Origin of the sequence: Paenibacillus sp. Mc5Re-14 (assembly GCF_001049835.1) — a bacterium.
Taxonomy (GTDB): Bacteria; Bacillota; Bacilli; order Paenibacillales; family Paenibacillaceae; genus Paenibacillus; species Paenibacillus polymyxa_C.
The window spans coordinates 3956136-3975711 of record NZ_CVPD01000001.1; the positions used below are offsets into that span (position 1 = coordinate 3956136).

The 19576-nt window shown below is 40.4% G+C and carries 29 protein-coding genes; 21 read left to right on the forward strand and 8 right to left on the reverse strand.

Features of this window, described 5'->3' with window-relative positions:
* Positions 1 to 7: 7 nt before the first annotated feature.
* From BN1546_RS18085 to BN1546_RS18135, 11 genes are all read left to right on the forward strand, one after another.
* Positions 8 to 421 (forward strand): phage tail fiber protein, encoded by a 414-nt coding sequence (locus BN1546_RS18085; RefSeq protein WP_090738486.1) that lies wholly within the window; start codon positions 8 to 10, stop codon positions 419 to 421.
* 9 nt (positions 422 to 430) lie between these two features.
* Complete coding sequence (locus BN1546_RS27910) at positions 431 to 1930, forward strand: hypothetical protein (protein ID WP_255305417.1); 1500 nt, start codon at positions 431 to 433, stop codon at positions 1928 to 1930.
* Between the two features lie 12 nt (positions 1931 to 1942).
* Positions 1943 to 2566, forward strand: coding sequence for a phage distal tail protein (locus tag BN1546_RS18095; protein WP_090738487.1), 624 nt, complete (start codon positions 1943 to 1945; stop codon positions 2564 to 2566).
* A gap of 12 nt (positions 2567 to 2578) precedes the next feature.
* Positions 2579 to 4729 carry a phage tail protein gene (locus tag BN1546_RS18100; RefSeq protein ID WP_090738488.1) on the forward strand — a complete coding sequence of 717 codons (2151 nt, stop codon included), beginning with the start codon at positions 2579 to 2581 and terminating at the stop codon, positions 4727 to 4729.
* Positions 4730 to 4790: 61 nt separating this feature from the next.
* Positions 4791 to 5375 carry a 2,' 3'-cyclic nucleotide 2'-phosphodiesterase gene (locus BN1546_RS18105; protein ID WP_090738489.1) on the forward strand — a complete coding sequence of 195 codons (585 nt, stop codon included), beginning with the start codon at positions 4791 to 4793 and terminating at the stop codon, positions 5373 to 5375.
* A 3-nt stretch (positions 5376 to 5378) separates the two neighbouring features.
* Positions 5379 to 6077, forward strand: a complete 699-nt coding sequence (locus tag BN1546_RS18110) for a hypothetical protein (RefSeq protein WP_090738490.1) — start codon at positions 5379 to 5381, stop codon at positions 6075 to 6077.
* 112 nt (positions 6078 to 6189) lie between these two features.
* The gene (locus tag BN1546_RS18115) at positions 6190 to 6411 is read left to right on the forward strand and encodes a hypothetical protein (protein ID WP_090738491.1); all 222 of its coding nucleotides are present in this window, start codon (positions 6190 to 6192) and stop codon (positions 6409 to 6411) included.
* Complete coding sequence (locus BN1546_RS18120; RefSeq protein ID WP_090738492.1) at positions 6386 to 6886, forward strand: phage holin family protein; 501 nt, start codon at positions 6386 to 6388, stop codon at positions 6884 to 6886. Before BN1546_RS18115 ends, BN1546_RS18120 begins: the two co-directional genes overlap by 26 nt.
* A complete protein-coding gene (locus BN1546_RS18125; protein WP_090738493.1) occupies positions 6864 to 7814 on the forward strand; it encodes a GH25 family lysozyme in 951 nt (316 codons plus the stop codon). The genes BN1546_RS18120 and BN1546_RS18125 overlap by 23 nt, the downstream gene beginning before the upstream one ends.
* A gap of 2 nt (positions 7815 to 7816) precedes the next feature.
* Entirely contained in the window at positions 7817 to 8377 is a 561-nt protein-coding gene (locus BN1546_RS18130; protein ID WP_090738494.1) for a phage holin, LLH family, read from the forward strand.
* A gap of 160 nt (positions 8378 to 8537) precedes the next feature.
* On the forward strand, positions 8538 to 9374 hold the full coding sequence (locus BN1546_RS18135; protein WP_090738495.1) for a hypothetical protein: 837 nt from the start codon (positions 8538 to 8540) through the stop codon (positions 9372 to 9374).
* 244 nt (positions 9375 to 9618) lie between these two features.
* On the opposite strand, the gene BN1546_RS18140 is transcribed toward BN1546_RS18135, so the two are convergent.
* Both BN1546_RS18140 and BN1546_RS18145 read right to left on the reverse strand, forming a co-directional pair.
* The gene (locus tag BN1546_RS18140; protein WP_014599905.1) at positions 9619 to 9876 is read right to left on the reverse strand and encodes a hypothetical protein; all 258 of its coding nucleotides are present in this window, start codon (positions 9874 to 9876) and stop codon (positions 9619 to 9621) included.
* A gap of 30 nt (positions 9877 to 9906) precedes the next feature.
* Positions 9907 to 10413, reverse strand: coding sequence for a hypothetical protein (locus tag BN1546_RS18145; RefSeq protein WP_019687471.1), 507 nt, complete (start codon positions 10411 to 10413; stop codon positions 9907 to 9909).
* 614 nt (positions 10414 to 11027) lie between these two features.
* On the opposite strand from BN1546_RS18145, the gene BN1546_RS18150 reads away from it, so the two are divergent.
* Positions 11028 to 11474 carry a NucA/NucB deoxyribonuclease domain-containing protein gene (locus BN1546_RS18150; protein ID WP_090738496.1) on the forward strand — a complete coding sequence of 149 codons (447 nt, stop codon included), beginning with the start codon at positions 11028 to 11030 and terminating at the stop codon, positions 11472 to 11474.
* Positions 11475 to 11611: 137 nt separating this feature from the next.
* Here the strand turns inward: BN1546_RS18150 and BN1546_RS27360 are convergent, their stop codons facing one another.
* On the reverse strand, positions 11612 to 11776 hold the full coding sequence (locus BN1546_RS27360; protein ID WP_016822009.1) for a hypothetical protein: 165 nt from the start codon (positions 11774 to 11776) through the stop codon (positions 11612 to 11614).
* Positions 11777 to 12033: 257 nt separating this feature from the next.
* The gene (locus BN1546_RS27915) at positions 12034 to 12408 is read right to left on the reverse strand and encodes a hypothetical protein (RefSeq protein WP_255305422.1); all 375 of its coding nucleotides are present in this window, start codon (positions 12406 to 12408) and stop codon (positions 12034 to 12036) included.
* Positions 12409 to 12681: 273 nt separating this feature from the next.
* Here BN1546_RS27915 and BN1546_RS18160 point away from each other — a divergent pair, with 273 nt between their 5' ends.
* The 3 genes from BN1546_RS18160 to BN1546_RS18170 all read left to right on the forward strand — a co-directional run bounded on the left by BN1546_RS18160 (position 12682) and on the right by BN1546_RS18170 (position 15054).
* Positions 12682 to 14097, forward strand: a complete 1416-nt coding sequence (locus tag BN1546_RS18160) for a helix-turn-helix domain-containing protein (RefSeq protein ID WP_090738497.1) — start codon at positions 12682 to 12684, stop codon at positions 14095 to 14097.
* Between the two features lie 178 nt (positions 14098 to 14275).
* Positions 14276 to 14503, forward strand: coding sequence for a hypothetical protein (locus tag BN1546_RS18165; protein WP_058830686.1), 228 nt, complete (start codon positions 14276 to 14278; stop codon positions 14501 to 14503).
* A gap of 107 nt (positions 14504 to 14610) precedes the next feature.
* The gene (locus BN1546_RS18170) at positions 14611 to 15054 is read left to right on the forward strand and encodes a hypothetical protein (protein WP_058830685.1); all 444 of its coding nucleotides are present in this window, start codon (positions 14611 to 14613) and stop codon (positions 15052 to 15054) included.
* 88 nt (positions 15055 to 15142) lie between these two features.
* Here BN1546_RS18170 and BN1546_RS18175 read toward each other — a convergent pair whose 3' ends face one another.
* The 3 genes from BN1546_RS18175 to BN1546_RS18185 all read right to left on the reverse strand — a co-directional run bounded on the left by BN1546_RS18175 (position 15143) and on the right by BN1546_RS18185 (position 16135).
* Positions 15143 to 15346: a hypothetical protein gene (locus tag BN1546_RS18175; protein ID WP_090738498.1), complete on the reverse strand. Its 204-nt coding sequence runs from the start codon at positions 15344 to 15346 to the stop codon at positions 15143 to 15145.
* 148 nt (positions 15347 to 15494) lie between these two features.
* Positions 15495 to 15863 (reverse strand): type II toxin-antitoxin system HicB family antitoxin, encoded by a 369-nt coding sequence (locus tag BN1546_RS18180; protein ID WP_176702341.1) that lies wholly within the window; start codon positions 15861 to 15863, stop codon positions 15495 to 15497.
* Between the two features lie 47 nt (positions 15864 to 15910).
* Positions 15911 to 16135 (reverse strand): type II toxin-antitoxin system HicA family toxin, encoded by a 225-nt coding sequence (locus BN1546_RS18185; RefSeq protein WP_058830682.1) that lies wholly within the window; start codon positions 16133 to 16135, stop codon positions 15911 to 15913.
* Between the two features lie 134 nt (positions 16136 to 16269).
* Between BN1546_RS18185 and BN1546_RS18190 the strand changes: the two genes are divergently transcribed.
* From BN1546_RS18190 to BN1546_RS18215, 6 genes are all read left to right on the forward strand, one after another.
* The gene (locus tag BN1546_RS18190; protein ID WP_090738500.1) at positions 16270 to 16542 is read left to right on the forward strand and encodes a hypothetical protein; all 273 of its coding nucleotides are present in this window, start codon (positions 16270 to 16272) and stop codon (positions 16540 to 16542) included.
* Positions 16543 to 16651: 109 nt separating this feature from the next.
* Positions 16652 to 16984: a YolD-like family protein gene (locus BN1546_RS18195; RefSeq protein ID WP_090738501.1), complete on the forward strand. Its 333-nt coding sequence runs from the start codon at positions 16652 to 16654 to the stop codon at positions 16982 to 16984.
* Positions 16985 to 17108: 124 nt separating this feature from the next.
* On the forward strand, positions 17109 to 17741 hold the full coding sequence (locus BN1546_RS18200; protein ID WP_176702342.1) for a hypothetical protein: 633 nt from the start codon (positions 17109 to 17111) through the stop codon (positions 17739 to 17741).
* Complete coding sequence (locus tag BN1546_RS18205) at positions 17719 to 18273, forward strand: accessory gene regulator ArgB-like protein (protein ID WP_090738503.1); 555 nt, start codon at positions 17719 to 17721, stop codon at positions 18271 to 18273. Before BN1546_RS18200 ends, BN1546_RS18205 begins: the two co-directional genes overlap by 23 nt.
* A complete protein-coding gene (locus tag BN1546_RS18210) occupies positions 18251 to 18397 on the forward strand; it encodes a cyclic lactone autoinducer peptide (protein ID WP_016821994.1) in 147 nt (48 codons plus the stop codon). The genes BN1546_RS18205 and BN1546_RS18210 overlap by 23 nt, the downstream gene beginning before the upstream one ends.
* A gap of 14 nt (positions 18398 to 18411) precedes the next feature.
* Positions 18412 to 18807: a LytTR family transcriptional regulator DNA-binding domain-containing protein gene (locus BN1546_RS18215; protein WP_090738504.1), complete on the forward strand. Its 396-nt coding sequence runs from the start codon at positions 18412 to 18414 to the stop codon at positions 18805 to 18807.
* Positions 18808 to 19047: 240 nt separating this feature from the next.
* Here the strand turns inward: BN1546_RS18215 and BN1546_RS18220 are convergent, their stop codons facing one another.
* Positions 19048 to 19260 carry a helix-turn-helix domain-containing protein gene (locus tag BN1546_RS18220; RefSeq protein WP_016821992.1) on the reverse strand — a complete coding sequence of 71 codons (213 nt, stop codon included), beginning with the start codon at positions 19258 to 19260 and terminating at the stop codon, positions 19048 to 19050.
* Between the last annotated feature and the right edge of the window lie 316 nt (positions 19261 to 19576).

Genomic DNA, 19576 nt, shown 5'->3' on the forward strand with positions numbered 1-19576 from the left:
TTTATGATTGGCAGATGAAATATTGCTATCGAAGTCAAATTATTGGAAAAGGGCTTGTCTGAATGCGGCCCTGCGTGGTGTACCATTTACAGCACCATCCAAGGTGTATATCGCACTATATACGAGTAATCCTACAGATGCAGATACAGGCCAGGAAGTCACCGGTGGTGGCTATGCGCGCAGCGAAGTAAGTTTTAGCGAACCGACATTTGCGGACCGTTGGGGATCTGCACGGAGTTCTGCTGATGTGTATATGCCTATCGCCACCAAAGATTGGGGCCTTATCACGTACATCGGCATTAGGGATGCAATGACTGGTGGTAACTTACTATATCACGGAGCGATTACCAAACCGCGTACTATCTTGGAGGACGATCATATCCGTTTTGCAGCCGGGAAGCTAGTAATTGATGAGGGGTAGGTGTTAAGCATGGAAAAAATGTATCCACCAGTTGTCAATAGTCCGAAAACGGAGCTTGCAGAACTGGTAACGGACACGCAAACAGAAATTACGGTGTTAAATGCGTCTGTGTTGCTTCAAGGGGAGGGTATAGCCGTTTTAGGGAACGGTGATGTAGCAGAAACCATTACGTATACATCGGTAGAGGGTAACGTGCTTAAAGGGTGTGTACGTGGGTTTGAAGGCGTTACGCGTGCGTGGCCTGTTGGTACACGAATCGCACGTAATTTTACTGCTGCGGACTGGAAAGCGGCCCAAAACAATATTAATGAGCTTGATGCAACTAATAAACGCATTGATGATTCGTTTAAACTGATTTCACCAGAAATAATAACCTTCCCTGCACACGCTCCTTTTCGGGCATGGCAGGGTGTTTGTACTGATGGGAAGTATATTTATCTCGCTACTGATAATCCCGAAAGCGGCATTCAGGACGATGAAAACATTATAAGTGTTTATGATATGTATGGTAACTTTGTGGACGAGAAAAGAAATGCGTTTACAGGTAAGGACTCAGGCGGTTTATTCATGTCTTTTGGTGATATAAGCTTCATTGACGGACGTTTGTATGTAACAGCCTATAATATAAATTCTGGAGGTTCGACACCCTATGAATCTAGAATTGTTCAGTATAAAACTTACGATGATGGATTCAATCAGATTAGCGTAACAGATATTGGGGTTGGAGCAGCGGAGTGCATCATTGACCATGACGAATTTTTGTGGGTTAGTTATCATGACCAACAAATAATCAAGAAGTTCAGTAAAACATTATCGCTTGTAGCAAGCTACCCATTGCCAACGACTGCCAAAGCTTATGGGGGATACCAAGGGATTTTATGGGAGGATGGAGCATTATACGCAAATATGCACGGGCCTAATGCCAAGGGGGGCGAGTTCGCAGGTGGAATTGATAAATTCACTTTTAAGAATAATACTTTTTCCTATGTTGAAACAATTGTTCCGCCTACTTTTGGTTCTACACAAGGCATGTGCAAGTATAACGGGGTTTATTTATTCAATGATCGAGCTGAGAATAAAGTGATAATCGTCAAAAATATAAGAGTCGGTGATCTTGAATTATTGGCGCGCTCCAGTTTGAATAACATTCTTGTGAAGCCGGAATTGAGTAACCATTGGGAGATATTTGATGCTAGTTACGATAGACCGCCAAAATATTATAAAGGTAATGACGGAAGAGTATACCTTTCTGGTATATGTAAAAATACCACTTTCGAGGATATTGCAAAATATATATTTCAATTGAAAAAAGGATACAGACCTAAGCACAGCCTTAATTTTGTTGTGTGGGGAGAAAATGGCCCATTACGGTTGGGGATCGTCGGGAATAAAAGTACATCTACCGCAGATATGGCTGGACAAGTTATACCTACTCCTTCTGGGGTTGGATGGGTTTCCCTTGATGGTGTCAGTTTTCTAGCTGATCCAGACGATATAACCATCGTGTAATAGGAGGGCGCTATGTTTGGTGGAGGATTCAATAGTTTAGGGTTTAATCAGCCAGCAGCAGAGGGGAATATTATTGACCTCTCTGCTCACATGGCCGGACAAGGAAAAATGTACTCAAGGAAGATCGAAACAGGCAATGACAGCGATCAGGCGTTTAACCTGATGTCCTTTAATACAACCAGCCCGGCAACGTCCGTGGAATATGTGCTAGATTTCGCGGTACATATGACCTTATCTGCACAGTTGTCTGGACAGGCTCAATTTAGTACTGAGTTCATCCGATCATTCGACCTGGAAGCCGAGCCGATGTCCGGTCAAGGACGTATGCAGGCTGAGTATATCCGTGAAATTGAGATGATAGCAGAGCGTATGTCTGGAGTAGGTAGCTTACATGCAGATGCTGACAGGTATCATACGGACTTTATCGAGTTTACAGATGTATTCCGACCTGGGGAAGTAATTGTTATCGATTCCGGCAAATTCAAAATTACAAGGAATGGACAGAATGTTTCACATCTTTACAATGGAGATTTCTTTGACTTGAATCTCGGTAATAACAACCTGACCTGGACGGACCCTGAGACAGGGCGGACAGTTTTGTTCCGTATTACACACCGAGATAAATTCTTATACTAAATGAGGTGGATTATGCCTACTCCAACTATGCAAGTCTTTGATAAAAATATGAGGCGCGTTGGTACGCTGGTGGACTCTTATGATATTCAACGGCGGAGGAGAATTAACAGCGACTATGAATTAACCTTTATGGTCCCAATGACCTCAGATGACTATCGTGAGAAAATAGCAATCAAGGGCCACGTTCGAGATGAGCGTGGCCAATTTTATGTCATACAGTCTCGAAGCCGGTCACGGGAAGGACGAAAGCTGACTGCAAATATCTATTGCAATCACATCATGTTTAAGCTTAACGATTACAAATTTCCATATGCCTCATACATCGCAGAAGCATATGGTATCCATATCAATCAACTCACAGACCTGATTACGGCAGCTACAGGCGGGAGATTCAAATTTGTTATCCATGACACATTCGATTTGCATGATATAAAAGACTTTGGGCGCGGGACGTGTTTGGAAGCTCTCAATAAGATCGTGCAAATGTATGAGTGTGAAGTGGGGCCAGATAATTTTGTGATCAATTTGAGAAAAAAGATCGGGGCTGATAATGGGCTACAATACAGACTCAAAAAGAATATCGTTTCTAGCTCCTTCAAAGATAAAGGGGAATCCCTTGTAACCCGCATGTTTTCGCAGATGAAGGATGGACGCACCTTTATTGGAATGGATGCATCTAAATTGACGGACGAGGAGCGGAGTTTGCTTTCCGGTGTGCCGGGAACTATTGTAAACGGGAAGCTGGCAGTTAACTACTTAATTTCTCCTTATGCTCAATATTGGACCAGTGATTCCGTACCATTTTATGATGGTGAAATCATAGAGCAGGATATTGAAGAACCTGAAGAGCTGCTTAAGGCTACTCGAAAGGCTCTCAGGGAGCAAGAAAACGTAACACTAGAAGTTACCGTATCAACGGCTGACCTATTTAAAATTGACAATACAGAACCAGAACCGCATTTAGGTGACACGGTAATGTGTATTGATCCGGCTATGGATATGAACAAACTCAAAGCCCGAATAACAGAGCTTACAGAGTATCCGTATAGCCGAGACAAACACAGTGAGCCTACCATATCAAATGTCAATTTACGGGACTATGCAGATATCATTTCTGACCTGGAGCGGAACAAGAATATTATCAATAATCTGTTCAGTAACGGGAAGATCCGAACGGAAGTATTTGAGTCCTTTGCCAAGCAAGCCGTGATCGACATTGATAATTCCAAAACGGAAATCAAGTACGATCAACGTGGCATAATCCTACAGGACAAGACCAATGCTCAGAACCAAGTTATTATGACTTCAAACGGGGTTGTTTTAACAACGGACGGAGGTAAAACAGCAAGAACAGCAATTACAGCACGTGGCGTTGTTGCTGAACAGATTGTCGGGCAGCTCGGAAACTTTGTATCCTTGGTTATTGGTAGTGGCAATAACGTAACCAAAATTAATACGAACGGAATCAGTGCAGGGAATGACGACTATACCATTGCGCCATTCCGGGTAGACATGCAGGGGAATGTTGTTGCCAGGTCAATCAAGCTTACGGGCCAAATTGATAACTCAGAAATGAATGCTTCAGATATTAGAGCAAGTACAGTTAATGCAAGTACAATACGTGGCAGTAAACTGATCGGCAATGAAATAGAAGGCGGTATTATTACAGGGGCCTTATTCCGTACAGCCAAAGAGGGTAGGCGCATAGAAATAAATTCTAATGGTCTTACTGCTTATAATTCTCGTGGCGGAGAAGCTGTCTCATTAGGTCAGTATAATGATGGAGGCGGCTTATTGTTTATGGATGATGGCTCGCCGAGAGGAAGTGTCTACGGAGATAGAGAAGGATTTCATATGGGGAACATGGGACCTATTATCATAAGATCAGTTGACGATGCTACGTACTTAAAAGGACCTGTAGATTTCTCTGAGGCATTCGTGAGTGGTCTTGATCTTAAGCCGGGGAGTATCGAAGGACTTGAGGATACAATCAGCAGTTTCCGTAATGAAATAGCCGAGATTCGTGGCGATTTGTTTAATGGATTAATTGTTAATGCGACATTTGATCCAAGTTCCAGGAATCTAAAACTGTTCAGTCGTGGTAGAACGGTTGCAACAGTCAATATACCTGCTGGCGGAAGTACAAGTAGCTTGACAACATAATGTTTACTGCACCTTCTATGGATGGTAATATTAGGACATATATACTACATAGGAGGTTCTAATGATGAAAAAATGGTCATATTTGCTCATTGGTCTGTTGATCGGTGTGGTTTTTGCTACGACTGGAAACGCATTTGCGGATCAAATTAAATCTATGGTTGGGCAGACAGTGGCAGGAGAGTATAGTGTAAAGGTTAATGGTAATTCCCTGTCTGAAAACGCGATAGTCGTTGATGGAAAAGCACATGTTCCGCTTCGCGCTGTCACCGACTCTTTAGGGGCGAGTTTAAAAGTGGATGGTAAAACAATTCAAATTGAATCGTCGGAAAATTCTTCTTCAAAACAAACTGATAATATGGCACAGTCTGTTTCGAATAAATACCAAGGGTGGCCTATTTCTAAGTTAGAAGATAGAAAATCAGAGCTTGAAAAATTTGTGACTGATAGCGAAAAGGATAAAGAGAGCATGCTAAAATCTCTCGAAAAATATAGTAAATTTAAGACTGAATATTCAGGAAATGAAAAACTGATGGAAAAGCTAGATTCCGAAACAAAAGATACTGAAGAACGCATAAAGGCAGCAGAAAACAATATAGCTAAATACAAATCTGACTTAGCCGAAGTAAATGCTGCCCTCACGAAGTAATTCATGAACAAAAAGATAAAACAGGCATGGATTATTTTGACGGTTGTTGTTGGGCTTTTTATTGTAGTATGCGTTTCATCTTTTCTATCGGAGAACAAGGAACTGGATGAAGCATCTGTACCTGTAATTAATAATCATTGGTACTACGAATTTACAGATGATCAAATACAAGCGGCAATAAATAAAGGGCTAGAGAGTGATCGTAGTGATATGTTTCAAGAGGAATCTAGCAGGATAATCAAGGTTCATGAAAACAATTTGTTAGAAATGAAAGAAAATCCACCATTAGTATATTTCTACACACCAACATATCAAATCATAAGAAGAGCATATAAGGACTCTCAAAAGATGGATATGCCTTCAGTCAGTGATGTAAGACGAGATAACATAAACGAAAATTTCTTGTACTTCTCTATTGATGTAGGTATGAATAGGGAAGACGCTTACCAGAATTTCCATGCTGTCTTAAGACAGGGAGATGTCACATTACAGCCTGTAGGTGGTAAATTAGCCAGATTAGACAGTCCATCTACAAAGATTTTTTCTCCTGGTGAGGGCCAAACGAAATACACTAAGGAAGTTATTGCTCCTTTTATGATTGACGATAAGATTAATCTAAAAGAGCCGTTATATTTAACATTCATCTATTCAGGTAAGAATGATACTGCAACTTATGAAATAATCCCTTCACAACAAAGATGAAGAAAACGGTTAATCCGTAGTAAATAAGTAATCAAATACAAATACAATACAAGTATGAAAGCCTCTGATAAATCAGGGGCTTATTTTGCGTCTTGAGGGGGTGACGAAACCCATGGCAAAAATAAAATCTACATTGGATATACAACTGGATCTAACCAGACCTGTTGAGGATTTGACCGAGGTCATTTCTGCTGTTATTGCTTCGCAACCAGCGCGCCGGAAGGAAATACTTAAAGGTTTGGATATGGCAGTAGGAAATGCATTAGCAGAGATACAGGCCCAAGAAGAAAAGGAACAGAAAGTAGACGATGATAGCTCAGGAAAAGTTTCCTGAACGGAGAGACGGGGGAAGCAAGGTGGATAAGTGGGAGGTTTTTAAGTTCAGCACTGCTTTAGGAAGTAGCGCTGTGACGTATTTTTACGGTGGGTGGTCGGGAGTATTGGGGGTGTTACTTGCACTGGTCATTATTGATTATGTGACCGGATTATTTGCGGCTGGCGCAGAAGGTAAGAAGGGTACCGGACCTGGTTTAAAAAGTAAGATCGGTCTTATTGGTATCGCTCGAAAGGTATTTATTTTTACGATGGTAGCAGTATCCCATCTAATTGATGGAGTCTTAGGCGATTCGCACTTATTCCGGGATGCGGTCGCCTATTTTTATATGGCAAATGAGCTTTTGTCCATTTTGGAGAATGGCGGCAGACTCGGCGTACCTATCCCGCCAGTGATCCGACAGGCCGTAGAAGTTTTGAAAAGTAAGAGTGGTAAGGAAGGAGAGAAAGAAGATGCAACGACGAAACAGCCGTAATGCAAGAGGGATCGACGTATCCAGATATCAAGGAAAGATTGATTGGAAGGCGGTTAAGGCTGATGGTATTTCATTTGCCTTCGTTAAAGCAAGTCAGGGACAACGTTATGTTGATCCGACATTCATTACAAATGCCAAAAGGGCCAAGGAAGCAGGTGTATTACTGGGAGCATACCATTTCCTAGATGCAACCAACGTTGACGCAGCAAAAGTAGAAGCAAAGCATTTTGCTGATGTGTTGGACCAGGTTGGAGGCGCTAAAACGTTGGACCTTCCTCCGGTGATGGACTATGAAAACAATCCCGGCAACTTGTCCAAAACACTTATTAGTGCTGTAGCTTTGGCCTTCCTGCTTGAGCTGGAGAGACTTACAGGACGCAAGCCCATTATCTATACAGGCAATGCATTCGCAGCTAATTTTAACGCCTCATTGGGCGGTTACCCACTATGGATAGCCCGGTATAGTGATACTCGCGTCCCAAGCGATACAGTGACGTGGAAACGTTGGGATATTTGGCAATATAGCGATAGCGGCAAGGTAGCAGGGATAAAAGGGAACGTGGATATGAATGAGTATGATGGTACGGCGGACGAGCTGCGTGAACGTTTCACAAAGCGCCCTGAGCAGCCGGAGACAGTCACGTCCGGTACGTTCATCGTAAATGGCAAACAGGTAGGGAAGACGCTGCTCTTTAGTGGCAGGACGTATGTTCCGCTGCGTGTGCTTGCTACTGTGTTGGGCTTATCGTGTCATTGGGACACCAGTCTCAAGGTCGCTTATTTAAATGGAGCCAAGCTGCATTTTATCCAACTGGTCGAAGGAGTGGCATACGTGCAGCTCAGACCCGTTGCGGAGGCATACGGCGCTGTAGTGTCCTGGGATTCAAAAAATAAAATCGCATCGTTGAAAACGAAAGGGGATAAATAATCATGCAAACCATTATCGAAACTGTACAGCCTTATGTAAATACCATTGTCACAGCCGCTGCGGGTGTACTTACAGCGTTTGTTTTAGGAGGTCTGAACAAACTCAAGACTAAGGTTAACGTATGGTTAGAGGCGCGTACAACGGCAGCACAGAGGGAAGTAATTCATAAGATCGCTGGGGAAGGATTTGCTTTTGCTCAGACAGCTTTTAAGCAAGCTGGAGGCGAGCGCAAGCTTCAAGAGGCTTTACAGTATGCTACACTCCGTTTGGCAGAACAAGGTATTACAGTGTCAGTTGTGGAGCTTCAAGCCGCGATTGAGAAAGCATACCTGGAGTATAAGGCTAAGACAAAAGCGGTACTCGCTACTGAAGCACAGCCGAACGAGGAGACAGCACAGACCGCAGCTAAGGAAGCTGTATCGGATCTGGCTGCAAAGCTTAATGATTTCTTGGCACAGGCTACAGCTGAGATAGCGACCATTGCTCCTGCTCAGGTTCAACCTGAACCAGAGCCTATTCCCGCACCAGTAGAATCGGAACAAACACCTGTTACTGCGGATTAAGGCCAATGCAGCTACAGTTACAAAGTAATTCATCAAAAAAGTACCCTGCTGGTTTGTGCTGGCAGGGTATTGAAAATGTGTTAATTAGAAAAATTGAATTATTTGCATATTATTTTATCTTTTTATCATTGTTAATTGAAGTTACAAAGGTGGATTTATATTGTTTCATATACTAAGAATTATAGTAATTACCTTAGGGTTATTTTGTTCTCCGACAGGCATGTATAGTTTAACGAGTACGAGTGGTGATTTCCACCAAGAAGTGAAAGTGTTAAAGGTTGACAAGAATTATAGGGCATGGCAAGGTGTCGCTTCTGACGGAACAAATATTTACATTACATCTGACCGTGATGAAAATTTCAAGCTTTCCAATACGATATCTACATACACAATTGACGGTAGTTTTGTAACTGAGAAAACGAATGCTTATACAGAAACAGATCAGAAAGGGCTTTTTATGTCTTTCGGGGATTGTTACATTACAGATGGGTACCTTTACGCAACGGTATATAATTTTAATTCGGGGCCATCAACAGAGGAACGAATAAGTAGAATTGTAAAGTATAGCCTTCCTGATTTGAAACAGGTAGATGAGTTCGACATAGGGTATGGCACAGCAGAGTCTTTAGCAGAATATAATAATACGTACTGGGTAGTTTACCATGACTTAAATGAGATTAGACAATTTGATAAAGATTTTAATCTAATAAAGTCATACCCCTTATCAGAGAACTTTGGAAATGATGGTGGTTATCAAGGTATCTTTTTTGATGAGGATGAGTTATACGCTAACCTACATGGCGCCAATAAATATGGAGAAAATTATGCGCAAGGACTGGATCATTACCATTTTAATGGTAGGGAGTTTAGATTTATTGAGCGTATAAAACCCCCTACATATGGAGCAGGTCAAGGTGTTGAAAAAGTTGGAAAATTATATCTATGGGCTGATCGTCCTGGAAATAGCATAATAGTTACCGAAAAAATTAAGAATTAATTCTGTTTCCGTTTGCTAAGATGAATTTAGATGGAAAATTAATGATATACAAAAAATTACTAAGCATTGTATAATCATAACAACACATTCGGAAGCACCGTTGTGCAATCCGAAAGCATCGGTGATACCCTGCTGGCATACGCTGGTGGGGTGTTTTTCTGTTTTATAGGGGGTGCTATTGCTAAAAACAAATAAAGTATTTTCTTAGTGCTTAGGCTAAGAAAATACTTTATTTAATGTCTGTTTAATCTTCAGGTTTCAAAAAAACTTTATAGGTTATATCATGAGCTACCGAGCTTTGAGTGCTTGGGCTAGCATCAAAATTATAGTCGTACGGGTTTGTATCAAAACTATACATAACATCTAGCACACGATAAAGTTTATTATTCCATAAAATCATTTCTCCTTTTCTTGGGACAAAAGGCAGGGCAACCAGGTCGAAATTTTCAGCGTAGTAGCCCTCTTTATCATTTAATACAATTGCTAATTCGATAACTTTCAATTCCTCACCTCTCAAATGTAGAAATACTCTTTAATTAATAACTACTACTCTTGGAGGCGAAAAGCAAGATGCAGGTCCTTTATCTGTATAAAGTTGAGCAACTCCGCCGACTGTGTAAGTCCCTGGTTGACTGTATTCCCATGTTTGACTGAGAGTTACTCCCCCAGTATTCGGCCCTTTAAAACTGGTAGCTTCCGTCCAACCGGCTCCCGTTTTAAAAGAAGCATTGACTTCTCTTATAATTGAGTCCGTTGCAATACCCCACTCCACCGTTACTGTTCTTCCATTCTTAGTTACATTAAACGATTTGGTTACCCACACAGGCGCTATTATTGATTGGATACTTTCATTGGAATTTGAGGAATCAGGAGCTAATTGTGAAGAAGATGGTTCGACTGATAAGGGCTGAGCTTGAATAGAATTTTCGACTGATGAGGACTGATCTTGAGTAGGGGTGACGCTTTGGGCAGATACCGGGACAACTAATATCACTGAAATTAGAAAGGATAAAAATAGAGACGACAGTTTTTTACTCATTTTTATACGCACCTCTTCCAAATTATTTTTATACTAAATCCTTAAATATAAGGATGAAGTAAACCATTGATGGAACATATAGGTTATATTTTCCATATCATTGTAACCTCATCTTTCTATTAAATAGAGTTGTAGATTTTTGTCAACAACGCCTATGTGACGCCAGTGGGCGCTATAGCGCTGCGTGGATCTCGTTCGGATCGGAGAGAGCTGCCGCGTTCCGGATGCTTGGGCTTCAGCTCGGAGTCGCATCCACATTTTTAGCAGCATTCATTCAGCCCCCGTGCTAAATAGCTCAATTCAATTGGAGCTTGAGCCTTGAAGGTGGCTATATCCACCCTAATAAAGTATCCAAAGGATCAAGAGTAATTGAAACGCACCAGATCGAAAACAGAAAAGGGCAGGAGGAATAGAACTCTAACTGCTCTTTTTTTGCCTTGGACAACGAACACTTGTTTACATATAATATTTGCAGAGGCTTTCAGTATGAACCATACATATTGCATTTACAAAATCACCCAAAACAATTATACTTATCTTATAATCCGAAAGTATCGGTAGCACTCTGCTGGCTCAAGCCGGTGGGGTGTTTTTACGTTTAGGGAGGTTTACAAATGTTAAAATGGATATTTACCGTGTTGATAACAGTCCTATTAGCTGGATGCAGTGTACAACAAGACGTTGTAAAGACCACTAAGAGTGACTCTGTAGCCGTTCCGGTAACGCAGATATCTGCCGATACGGTTAAGCTGGAATTCCCGTCAGCCAAGTACCCGGAAACGGCCCAGCACATCAAGGAGGCCATTGCAGCAGGTAAGTCACCAGTATGCACCATAGATCGCGAAGGAGCCGATCATAACCGCGACCTGTCCCTAAAGGGTGTGCCCACCAAGAAGGGCAAAGATCGAGATGAATGGCCTATGGCGATGTGTGCGGAAGGTGGAGAGGGTGCAGACATTAAGTACATAAGTCCAAAGGATAATCGTGGAGCTGGATCGTGGGTAGGTCACAAGCTGGATAACTATGCTGACGGAACAAAAGTTGAATTTATCGTGAAATAGAAACTCTCCGCTAACCTTAATCGGTCGGCGGGGAGTCTTTTTCTCATTGCTCATATAGGATGTACCCATAAGATTTGGTATGTAATATAAAAGCCCTCCATTAAAGGAAGGCTATAAAAAATCATAAAATTGTTTGATTATAAATATGAACTAACCAAAGCGATTGCTAAAATAACAAGAATAACCATAAAAAATATTTTATAACCAGGTTGCCCGTGTGTATTTTTTTTCTTCTTAATGTAGTAGACAGCCATATAACTTATTCCCCAAATAATCACTAAAACAGCTAAAATACTGGTCATAGAGTCTCCTTACTGTGTCGTATTACAAAGGTTCAACATCAAACACTGCCGCCCATGAAACAGAAACATAAACTCCGTTACCATTGTTATTAGCGCTCATACGAGCTGCAAACAATGCAAAGTATCCTGCGACTGATCCTGAAATACCTGAAACAGGAGGATACCAAGCAGTTGCCCCTGAAACGAGTGCGCCGCCACCTGCCACACTATTATAGTAATCTATCGCTTGTTTAGTTTGAGAGTCAGTGAATTTCCGATCATATCCCCACCAAATGGTAGGTCCAGGATCCGTATTCTGCATTAAGCGAGATGGTATTGTCCTTTATGCTTAAATCGCTATTAACAGTAATTTTACCTGATTTTGATAACTCATTTAATTCATCAAAATGCTTTTGTAAATCCGATAAATTATACTGGTTATAAATACTTTCAGGAACGTCTTTTAGGGACAATACCCCATCCTTAACTTGTACATAGGGTTTTACTGCCTCAACTGCACTCTTTTGAGTTACACTTGAACTTGAATTTTGTGTGATTTGTTCTGTGGATGATTCAGCAGATGCTGCAATTGGAGCGACTGCTGTAAGAGCCAATACACCTGAAAGAATGATTGCTGTGTTCTTTAACTTCATCCAGAACCGTCCTCTCGAAATGGTATTATTTTGAACTACCAATCCAGTGTACCACAAAATAAGGAATAATTTGTGTGTTTTAAATAATTAAATGGAAAATGACCCTATAGAACTATTTGTCTTACAGTAGTCGACAATATTCAAAAAATATAATTTAGTCGAATATCGAATGACAAAAATTTCAAAACTTATTGACAACTGTTAAATTATCGACAACAATAGATTGCAATAATATAAAAGTTTTGGAATTTCTGTATGAAGGGTGGATATGACATGAAGCATACACCTACGATTCGAGCAGAATTAGATAGTTATCTAGAACAAAAGGGTTTGAGCTTAGCGCAATTTGGACAACTTGCAGGCATGAATAGGGGAATAATAAGTGCTATTGTGTCAGGGAATAAGTCTATGTCAGTTAACCAACTTGACTTAATCACTGAGGCTATGGGTTTACCAGAGGGAGAGTTTTACGATCTGTTTATAGAAAACTACATTATTGATCATCCTCCAAATATGAGGCGAATCGAGCCGTTTTTGTTTCGCTGTGCGGAGTTGGGCAAGTTGGATGCAATCCGTCGAGTACTGGGAGCCATCATGGATAATCTGCTATATTCGCCCAAGCTATTTGAAATCGCAGAAGAATTATTGTCGCAGGGACGAAATGAGGCTGCTTTGCTGCTTTATGAGGGTGTAGCTGAAACAGAGAGATATCAACATTCTGAACGCTTGGCAGTCTGCCAATATCGTATATTCACGATTCAAGTTGGAGACGACCAAAGCCGCAACCACAAGGCAGCTATACTATTTGAGCCTTATGTCGAGCGCCTAGATGAAATAGACCAGCTTGACGCATTGAAGGACTTAGCTAATGTATACAGGTCTTTGCGTAAATGGGACAAGGTAGACGAAATGGCAAGACAAATGAGAGCTAAAGCGGAAATCCAGTATAGTTTAAAACACCAAGAAAAACGTGAGTTACGAGATATTGAAAAGAGAACAAGAGGTCCGCTATTTGGATACATTGCTTATGCTGACCTATTGTGTGCAAGTGTTTGCGAAGCCCGGGGCGATTATCAGCAAGCTCTACAATATACATACGCCTATGCGGATTTAGACTGGGTTAAAGAGACCGACGAGGACACAAGACACTGGGTAAATTTGTTCAGTCAGTGGGCAGAAGGTAATGCTTACGTATATAAATTGTTGTCAGGAGAAACAAATCTACTGAATGAATATGTTGAATATATTGCTGTAACATCAGCCGCTAATGAGAATGAAAAGCTCTCAAAACTGTTGAATGTTATAATCGCAGCAAACCAGTTCAGCATAAATGTAGACGATATACTCAAACGATTTGAAAAACTAATCGGGACTTTTTCACAGCAACCATCATCAGATGATATGTATACCCGACAAGTGATACCGGATTATATCGCGTGGTTTGGTTACGAGTTAGGTTTTTATTATTTACATCGAGGAAAGTACAGTGATGGCTTTAAATATTTAATGAATGCAATGGTAAAGTCACATATAATAAATAATGAAACTTACTTTATAAACTGTATGGGGTTATTTGTTCGTTTTCAAGCCCATGCGGTTCCTGAAACTAAAGCTGAGTATTTCAATCTTATTGAAAGGGTGTGGGAAAACAATGTTCAAAAAAATGGTGCTTTTAATCATTGCGGCTAGCTTTTTGTTGATTGTTACTGTGCCGGATCAAGCCTTTAACCACCACCATAGTATTCAGCCTAACGTTACCATTGGAGGATTTTAAAGCTAAAGCTCTGCCAACCTTATGGTTGGTAGGGCTTTCTTTAGTGCAGGAATTACCACACATACGGCAGAATAACTATCTGAGGTGATCAGCATGAACCATACATATAAAGTGTTAAAGTCAGATATAGAACTATTTGCAGCTGCATTAAGCCAGGTAAAGGTGTACGTTGTTCAGTCGTTAGGCGAGGATTTTATATCGGTTGTAGACTATGGTGGCACTATAGAAAAGTTTTCGCCTGAATCGGTCAAGATTGCCGGAGCTTATTACATACGGAATCAATTTGAATTTAGAGTAGATGTAAAAGACTCTACTGGGTAACTAGAGAGTCTTTTTTTTGTTTTGTTACAACATGCGAGATACTTCGACATTACTAATAAAGTAATATGAAGGTGAATGTAATCCATATTACTAGGAGGTTTTATACTATGAAGAAATTCTGTGTTTTATGTTCAACATTCTTTGTTCTCGCATGCGCACTGGTATTGTTTTTACCTCAATCAAGTTTTGCAAAGACTAGTGATAATTTTCAATATGCTGTTTGGGATAGTGATTATGCAGAAACGTCAAGCGGAAAGACATTCAAAGTTACATTCAACAAACCCGTCAAAAATGTCCACTTTGGAGTTGTCTTGGATGATACTACGAACGTGGACTTTCCATGTGATGTGAAAATTCGACTTGAACAAGACGGTCAAGTCTTCACTTGGAAAAAATTAAATTTCGATTCTGAAGGAGATAAGGATTATTCAAACAAATATAGCCAAACAATTGATCCAGGAACCTATAAAGTATACATAGAAGTTTCTAATGGTTCTGGTTCTCATTATATTAAGGGTAACGGTTATATTTATTACGATTATGCTAATTGAAATATATGACTTTAAAATAGTCCATGCTACAGCAGCTGGTCACACATTAAAAAGCTCTGCTAACCTTAATTGGTCGGCAGAGCTTTTATTATTTGAACAATTTTGAAAGCAGCTTGAATATATCAAACGTTGACCGATTGTACACCTTATTGTATGCCGCCTTACGTGGGTTTTTTAGCCATCCCCAACCCCGTGGCATCTTAATGCCTGCACGGTGTACAATCTGCCGTTTGAGGCTGGTACGAGCTGCTATGCGTTTGTTTAGGCTGGGTTTACGTAGGCCGTATTTCATAGTTATTCCTCTCTTTTACGGATCAATTTAACCACTACTGTTATCAACCCTGCTAACGCAGCAGCACTAACCAACATGGTAATAATCACAAACCAAATTGCCTTTACCATAATTTTACCTCCTAATATAGAGGAGCCTCAGACTTGCGTCACTTACTCAGTTTATATAGGCAATATTGGTTGAAGGATATGCCTTCTGCTGCTGCACGCTCCATCAAATGCTTATGCAGGGACTTTGGAGCACGTTGAAGCCACTTGCCGCTATATTGTTCCTCATTTACTGGTTCCGGTATCTCATCACCAAACTCAAGTTTTACCTCAAGGTAACCCTCCATAGCTTCTCTAACCATTTTAAGGGCTTCTTCTGGTGTGTCACCATGGCTCTTGCAGCCTTCCAACTCCGCGACTGTAGCTAAGTGGTAGCTTCCGCTTTCGTCGTTCATATGCTTAATCTGAATTGTATACGGGAGCGCCATGTAATACGCTATGTCTTTTTGGATCGGTTTTTCATTTGCCATATTAATGTAGGCTAGGATAAAATGACTTTGAGAACAAAGGGGAGGTACTACTCCCCGATGATCTCCAGTACGTCTTTGACGTACGCCGCCTTGACGGGTGTTTCAAAAGGTATCGGGAGCGTGTCTCCTGACTCATTTCGGAATATGTGATGCGAACCCTTAATTCGTACCACTATGTAACCCAGATGATTCAGGACTTTTGCTATCTCCGCGAACCTAATCCCGTTAGGGCGGTTTTTCATTTTCTCGATGATTTTATCGACCCTAGCCATGTCTCACCTCCTAAATACATGATATCACATATGATATCATTATACAAGGTTGTGAAGTGTTTTTTTTGGAATAATATTCTTAATTTTATAAGAACTCATGTTTGTATATAATAGTAACAAAGGAGTGGATCGCTTTGTTACCAGACATCGAGCGTAAGTTACTGCATATTCTTTACAACTTTTTTGCACAGAAACGACGAATGCCAACTATGAATGAGTTGGAGATCAAGACAGGTAGGAGTGTAACGGATATAAAGGCAGGACTGCTGGCCTTGGAGAAGGATAACTATATTACTTGGGAAGACAAGTCAAACACGCAGCACATTGTAGTTCTGGAGGGCTGGGAGCGGGGGCAGATCAGACCTATGTCGGCAGGAGATGCCAGTAGATATTTTACGGAATATTAAACCTCGGATAATCTGAGGTTTATTTTTTTACGTACTGGAAATGATATCCCTTGAAAGGAACAAGTGTTCGGAATATAATTTCTACATAACACATCAGGAGGCTACATAAATGGGAAAGAAACTTGAAGGTAATGGTTTATGGGAGAGTTCACGCATCATTTTGCCCGAGCATAAAGAAGGATACTTAAAACTTATGAAGGATCGCCAGCGGCGCGGTAAACCGGAGTTGGATGATCAGGAAGTACAACTGATTGAGCAAGCTCTAATAGACTCTTACAACTCACGCAACGCCGTCACGGTGACCGTATTTAGCCCGTTCGATGATACGGACATGACTGGTGTAGTTACGTCTATTAACACCGCCCGTAGGGAGGTAAAACTGTTCCGGGGTGAAGATGATTTTAGTTGGATTAAGCTGGAGGATATTATATCAGCAGGCTGAAAATAATTACCTCACATAATACATAAATACTTCCATTTAACATGGTAATTGGATTGCCTCTAACAAGTAACAAATATAGAATTAAAGCATATTTGTTACCAATTATGTGAAGGGGTTATGTGTTATGTGGGAGCCTATTAGGTTCTTGCTTTTCTCAACTGTAGAAACATTTGCGGCGTTCGTTTTAATGTTAACTATTTTCAGAGTTAGAGCTTTAGACTATGTATGGCCTGCATTGTTTATTGGATTGATAATGAACTTGCAAAGTTTCATTTTAAGGGAAGAAACTTCTTTGGCTTTTTTTGCTCCAACCATAAACATTATATTGTTCACATTATTGATAACCACTGTTGTTAGGATGCCGATTATCTGGGCAGCCATCATATCCATTACAGGCACATTTTTGTATACATTATTCCAAGCGGCGATTATATTAATGCTTTTTGGTACCTTGACAACAGAAATGCAGACCTCAGCAGAAGGATCGTTAGCACAAGCGGTAACCAGTGCATGGGTGTTAGCTATTTCGTGGTTCCTGTATAAATTTAAAATAGGCTTTACAGCAGATTATGAAAATCTACGTTTTAAGTGGGAGTATGTACTCGTTATTATCTTAATAATAGGAGTATTGGCAGCTTGTGCATTTATGTTTTACGTCAATAATTTCTTTTTGAGTATTCTATTTATTGCCTTAGCATCTGCTATGTTTTTGTATTATGCATTAAAAACGGAGCGTGATTACTATAAAAAGTCTTGACACCATCGCTCTTAATATTGCGACTCACATCAAAACAGTTGTACCTGATCATCCTTCATCTATAGATGTTCTAAAACACGGGATAGCCGTTGCGATCAATACATTTTCAATTATTTTACTGACTATCGGTATCTCATTTTTTACGGACAGAATGCAGGAAGCTTTGCTAGCGATGATATCTTTTTCAATGTTGCGCCAAATTGTAGGAGGAATACATTTAAAGAGCAATATAGTGTGTATTATTGTATCTACAGTTCTACTTACTGCTTTATCTTTCGCAAGTTTTAATTACAATTGGATCGTTATTACGTCGATAATAAGTATTGTGCTTATCTTGATTTATGCGCCGTCGAGGATAGAGGGGAGGACGCGTATATCAAAGCGGCACTATCCGTTGCTAAAGTTTATGGGAGTTGCAATTGTTGCTCTAAATCTGTGGTTGGCTTATCCGGTAGTAGCTGCCAGTTTTTTCGTTCAGAGTTTAACACTAATAGAAGGAGGTGTGAAAAATGAAGAAAACCAAACCGAGTAAAGTAAAGGCTAGTATGTATTACAATATTGCTGCAATGTTGACAACACTTGCGGTTGCTTCAGTAAGCACGGCAAGTTTGTCATGGATTCACAGTCCCGAACCACCGAAAGAATTGTTAAAGTAAGCGGGGAATGTTAAATGCTAAGTTTAACCGTATCGGCAGATCCTGGAGGTATAGAAAAGGGAGAGAATGTTTTAGTAGACAAAGTCCTTTTCATCTCTAAGGGGAGAAAGCGAGACCAGATACTGGTTCACACATTTGATAAAACATACTATATGGTAGGAACTTTGAGGCATTGGGAGAATTTTTTGAATAGTAACGGATATCGTTTTTTGAATGTGGATAGAAGTAACACTCTTAATGTAGAAAAAGTAAAGATTGTTAATGGTATCTTCAAAGATGCTTACTTTGAAGATGATATAACAAAAACATCAAAAAGGTGTCCCATCGCTTATCACCGATTTGATGAGGTTGTTGAAGAAATGGGTTTCATAAATTCCAAAATAATCTTCACAGGAGTTGCTACGAAATAGCGACTCTTTTTTTGTCGAAAATAAGTGTCTTATAATGTCGAATATTAAGAGACGTTCAGCGCCCGAATTTTTGTTGCCAAGACCCTAATATTGGGATTTAATAGTAGTATAGTTATGTCAAAAATAGATATGTTCGATTATAGACATAATTGACTTGGGAGATAAAAAAGGGAGGGGAGTAGAGTTATCTGTAAAAAGTATGGTTCAACCATACTTTTATCCGAGGGAGAGCCAACGGGCTCACTCAAAGATCAGTTCGTATAAGTCTTCCATTTTACAATCGAGGGCATAGGCTACGTTAATCATAACATCAGCAGACATTTTATCCTGATTGTTGGCCCAATTGGAAATCAAATGTCTGCTGTAGCCGGTGCGTCTAGCAAGATCGATTTGTTTTATACGACGTTCTTCGAGTAGTTCCTTTAATCGGCATCTCCCACGGGAGATTTTCAATCAGAGATCCTCCAGTAGGTATCTATTCGTTGCAAATTATATCACTGAGAGGCACTCCAGTAAATACGACAAAGGGCGTGCAACAATGCAGGAATATCGGGTAGAGATAAAACAAAACTTAAGCCGGAAAGCAGCAGCATCTCTCGCAGAAATCATTATGATCGTACACGATATAAAAGCACCTGTTACAGTAAAAGTCGTCTCACCTTTACAAGAACACAAATTATTATTGGACAATATTATCAACTGTAGTACGGGCGACTGAATGAAAAATGAGCAGGAGGGGTAAAACCTCACTGCTCATTTAGCTTTATAT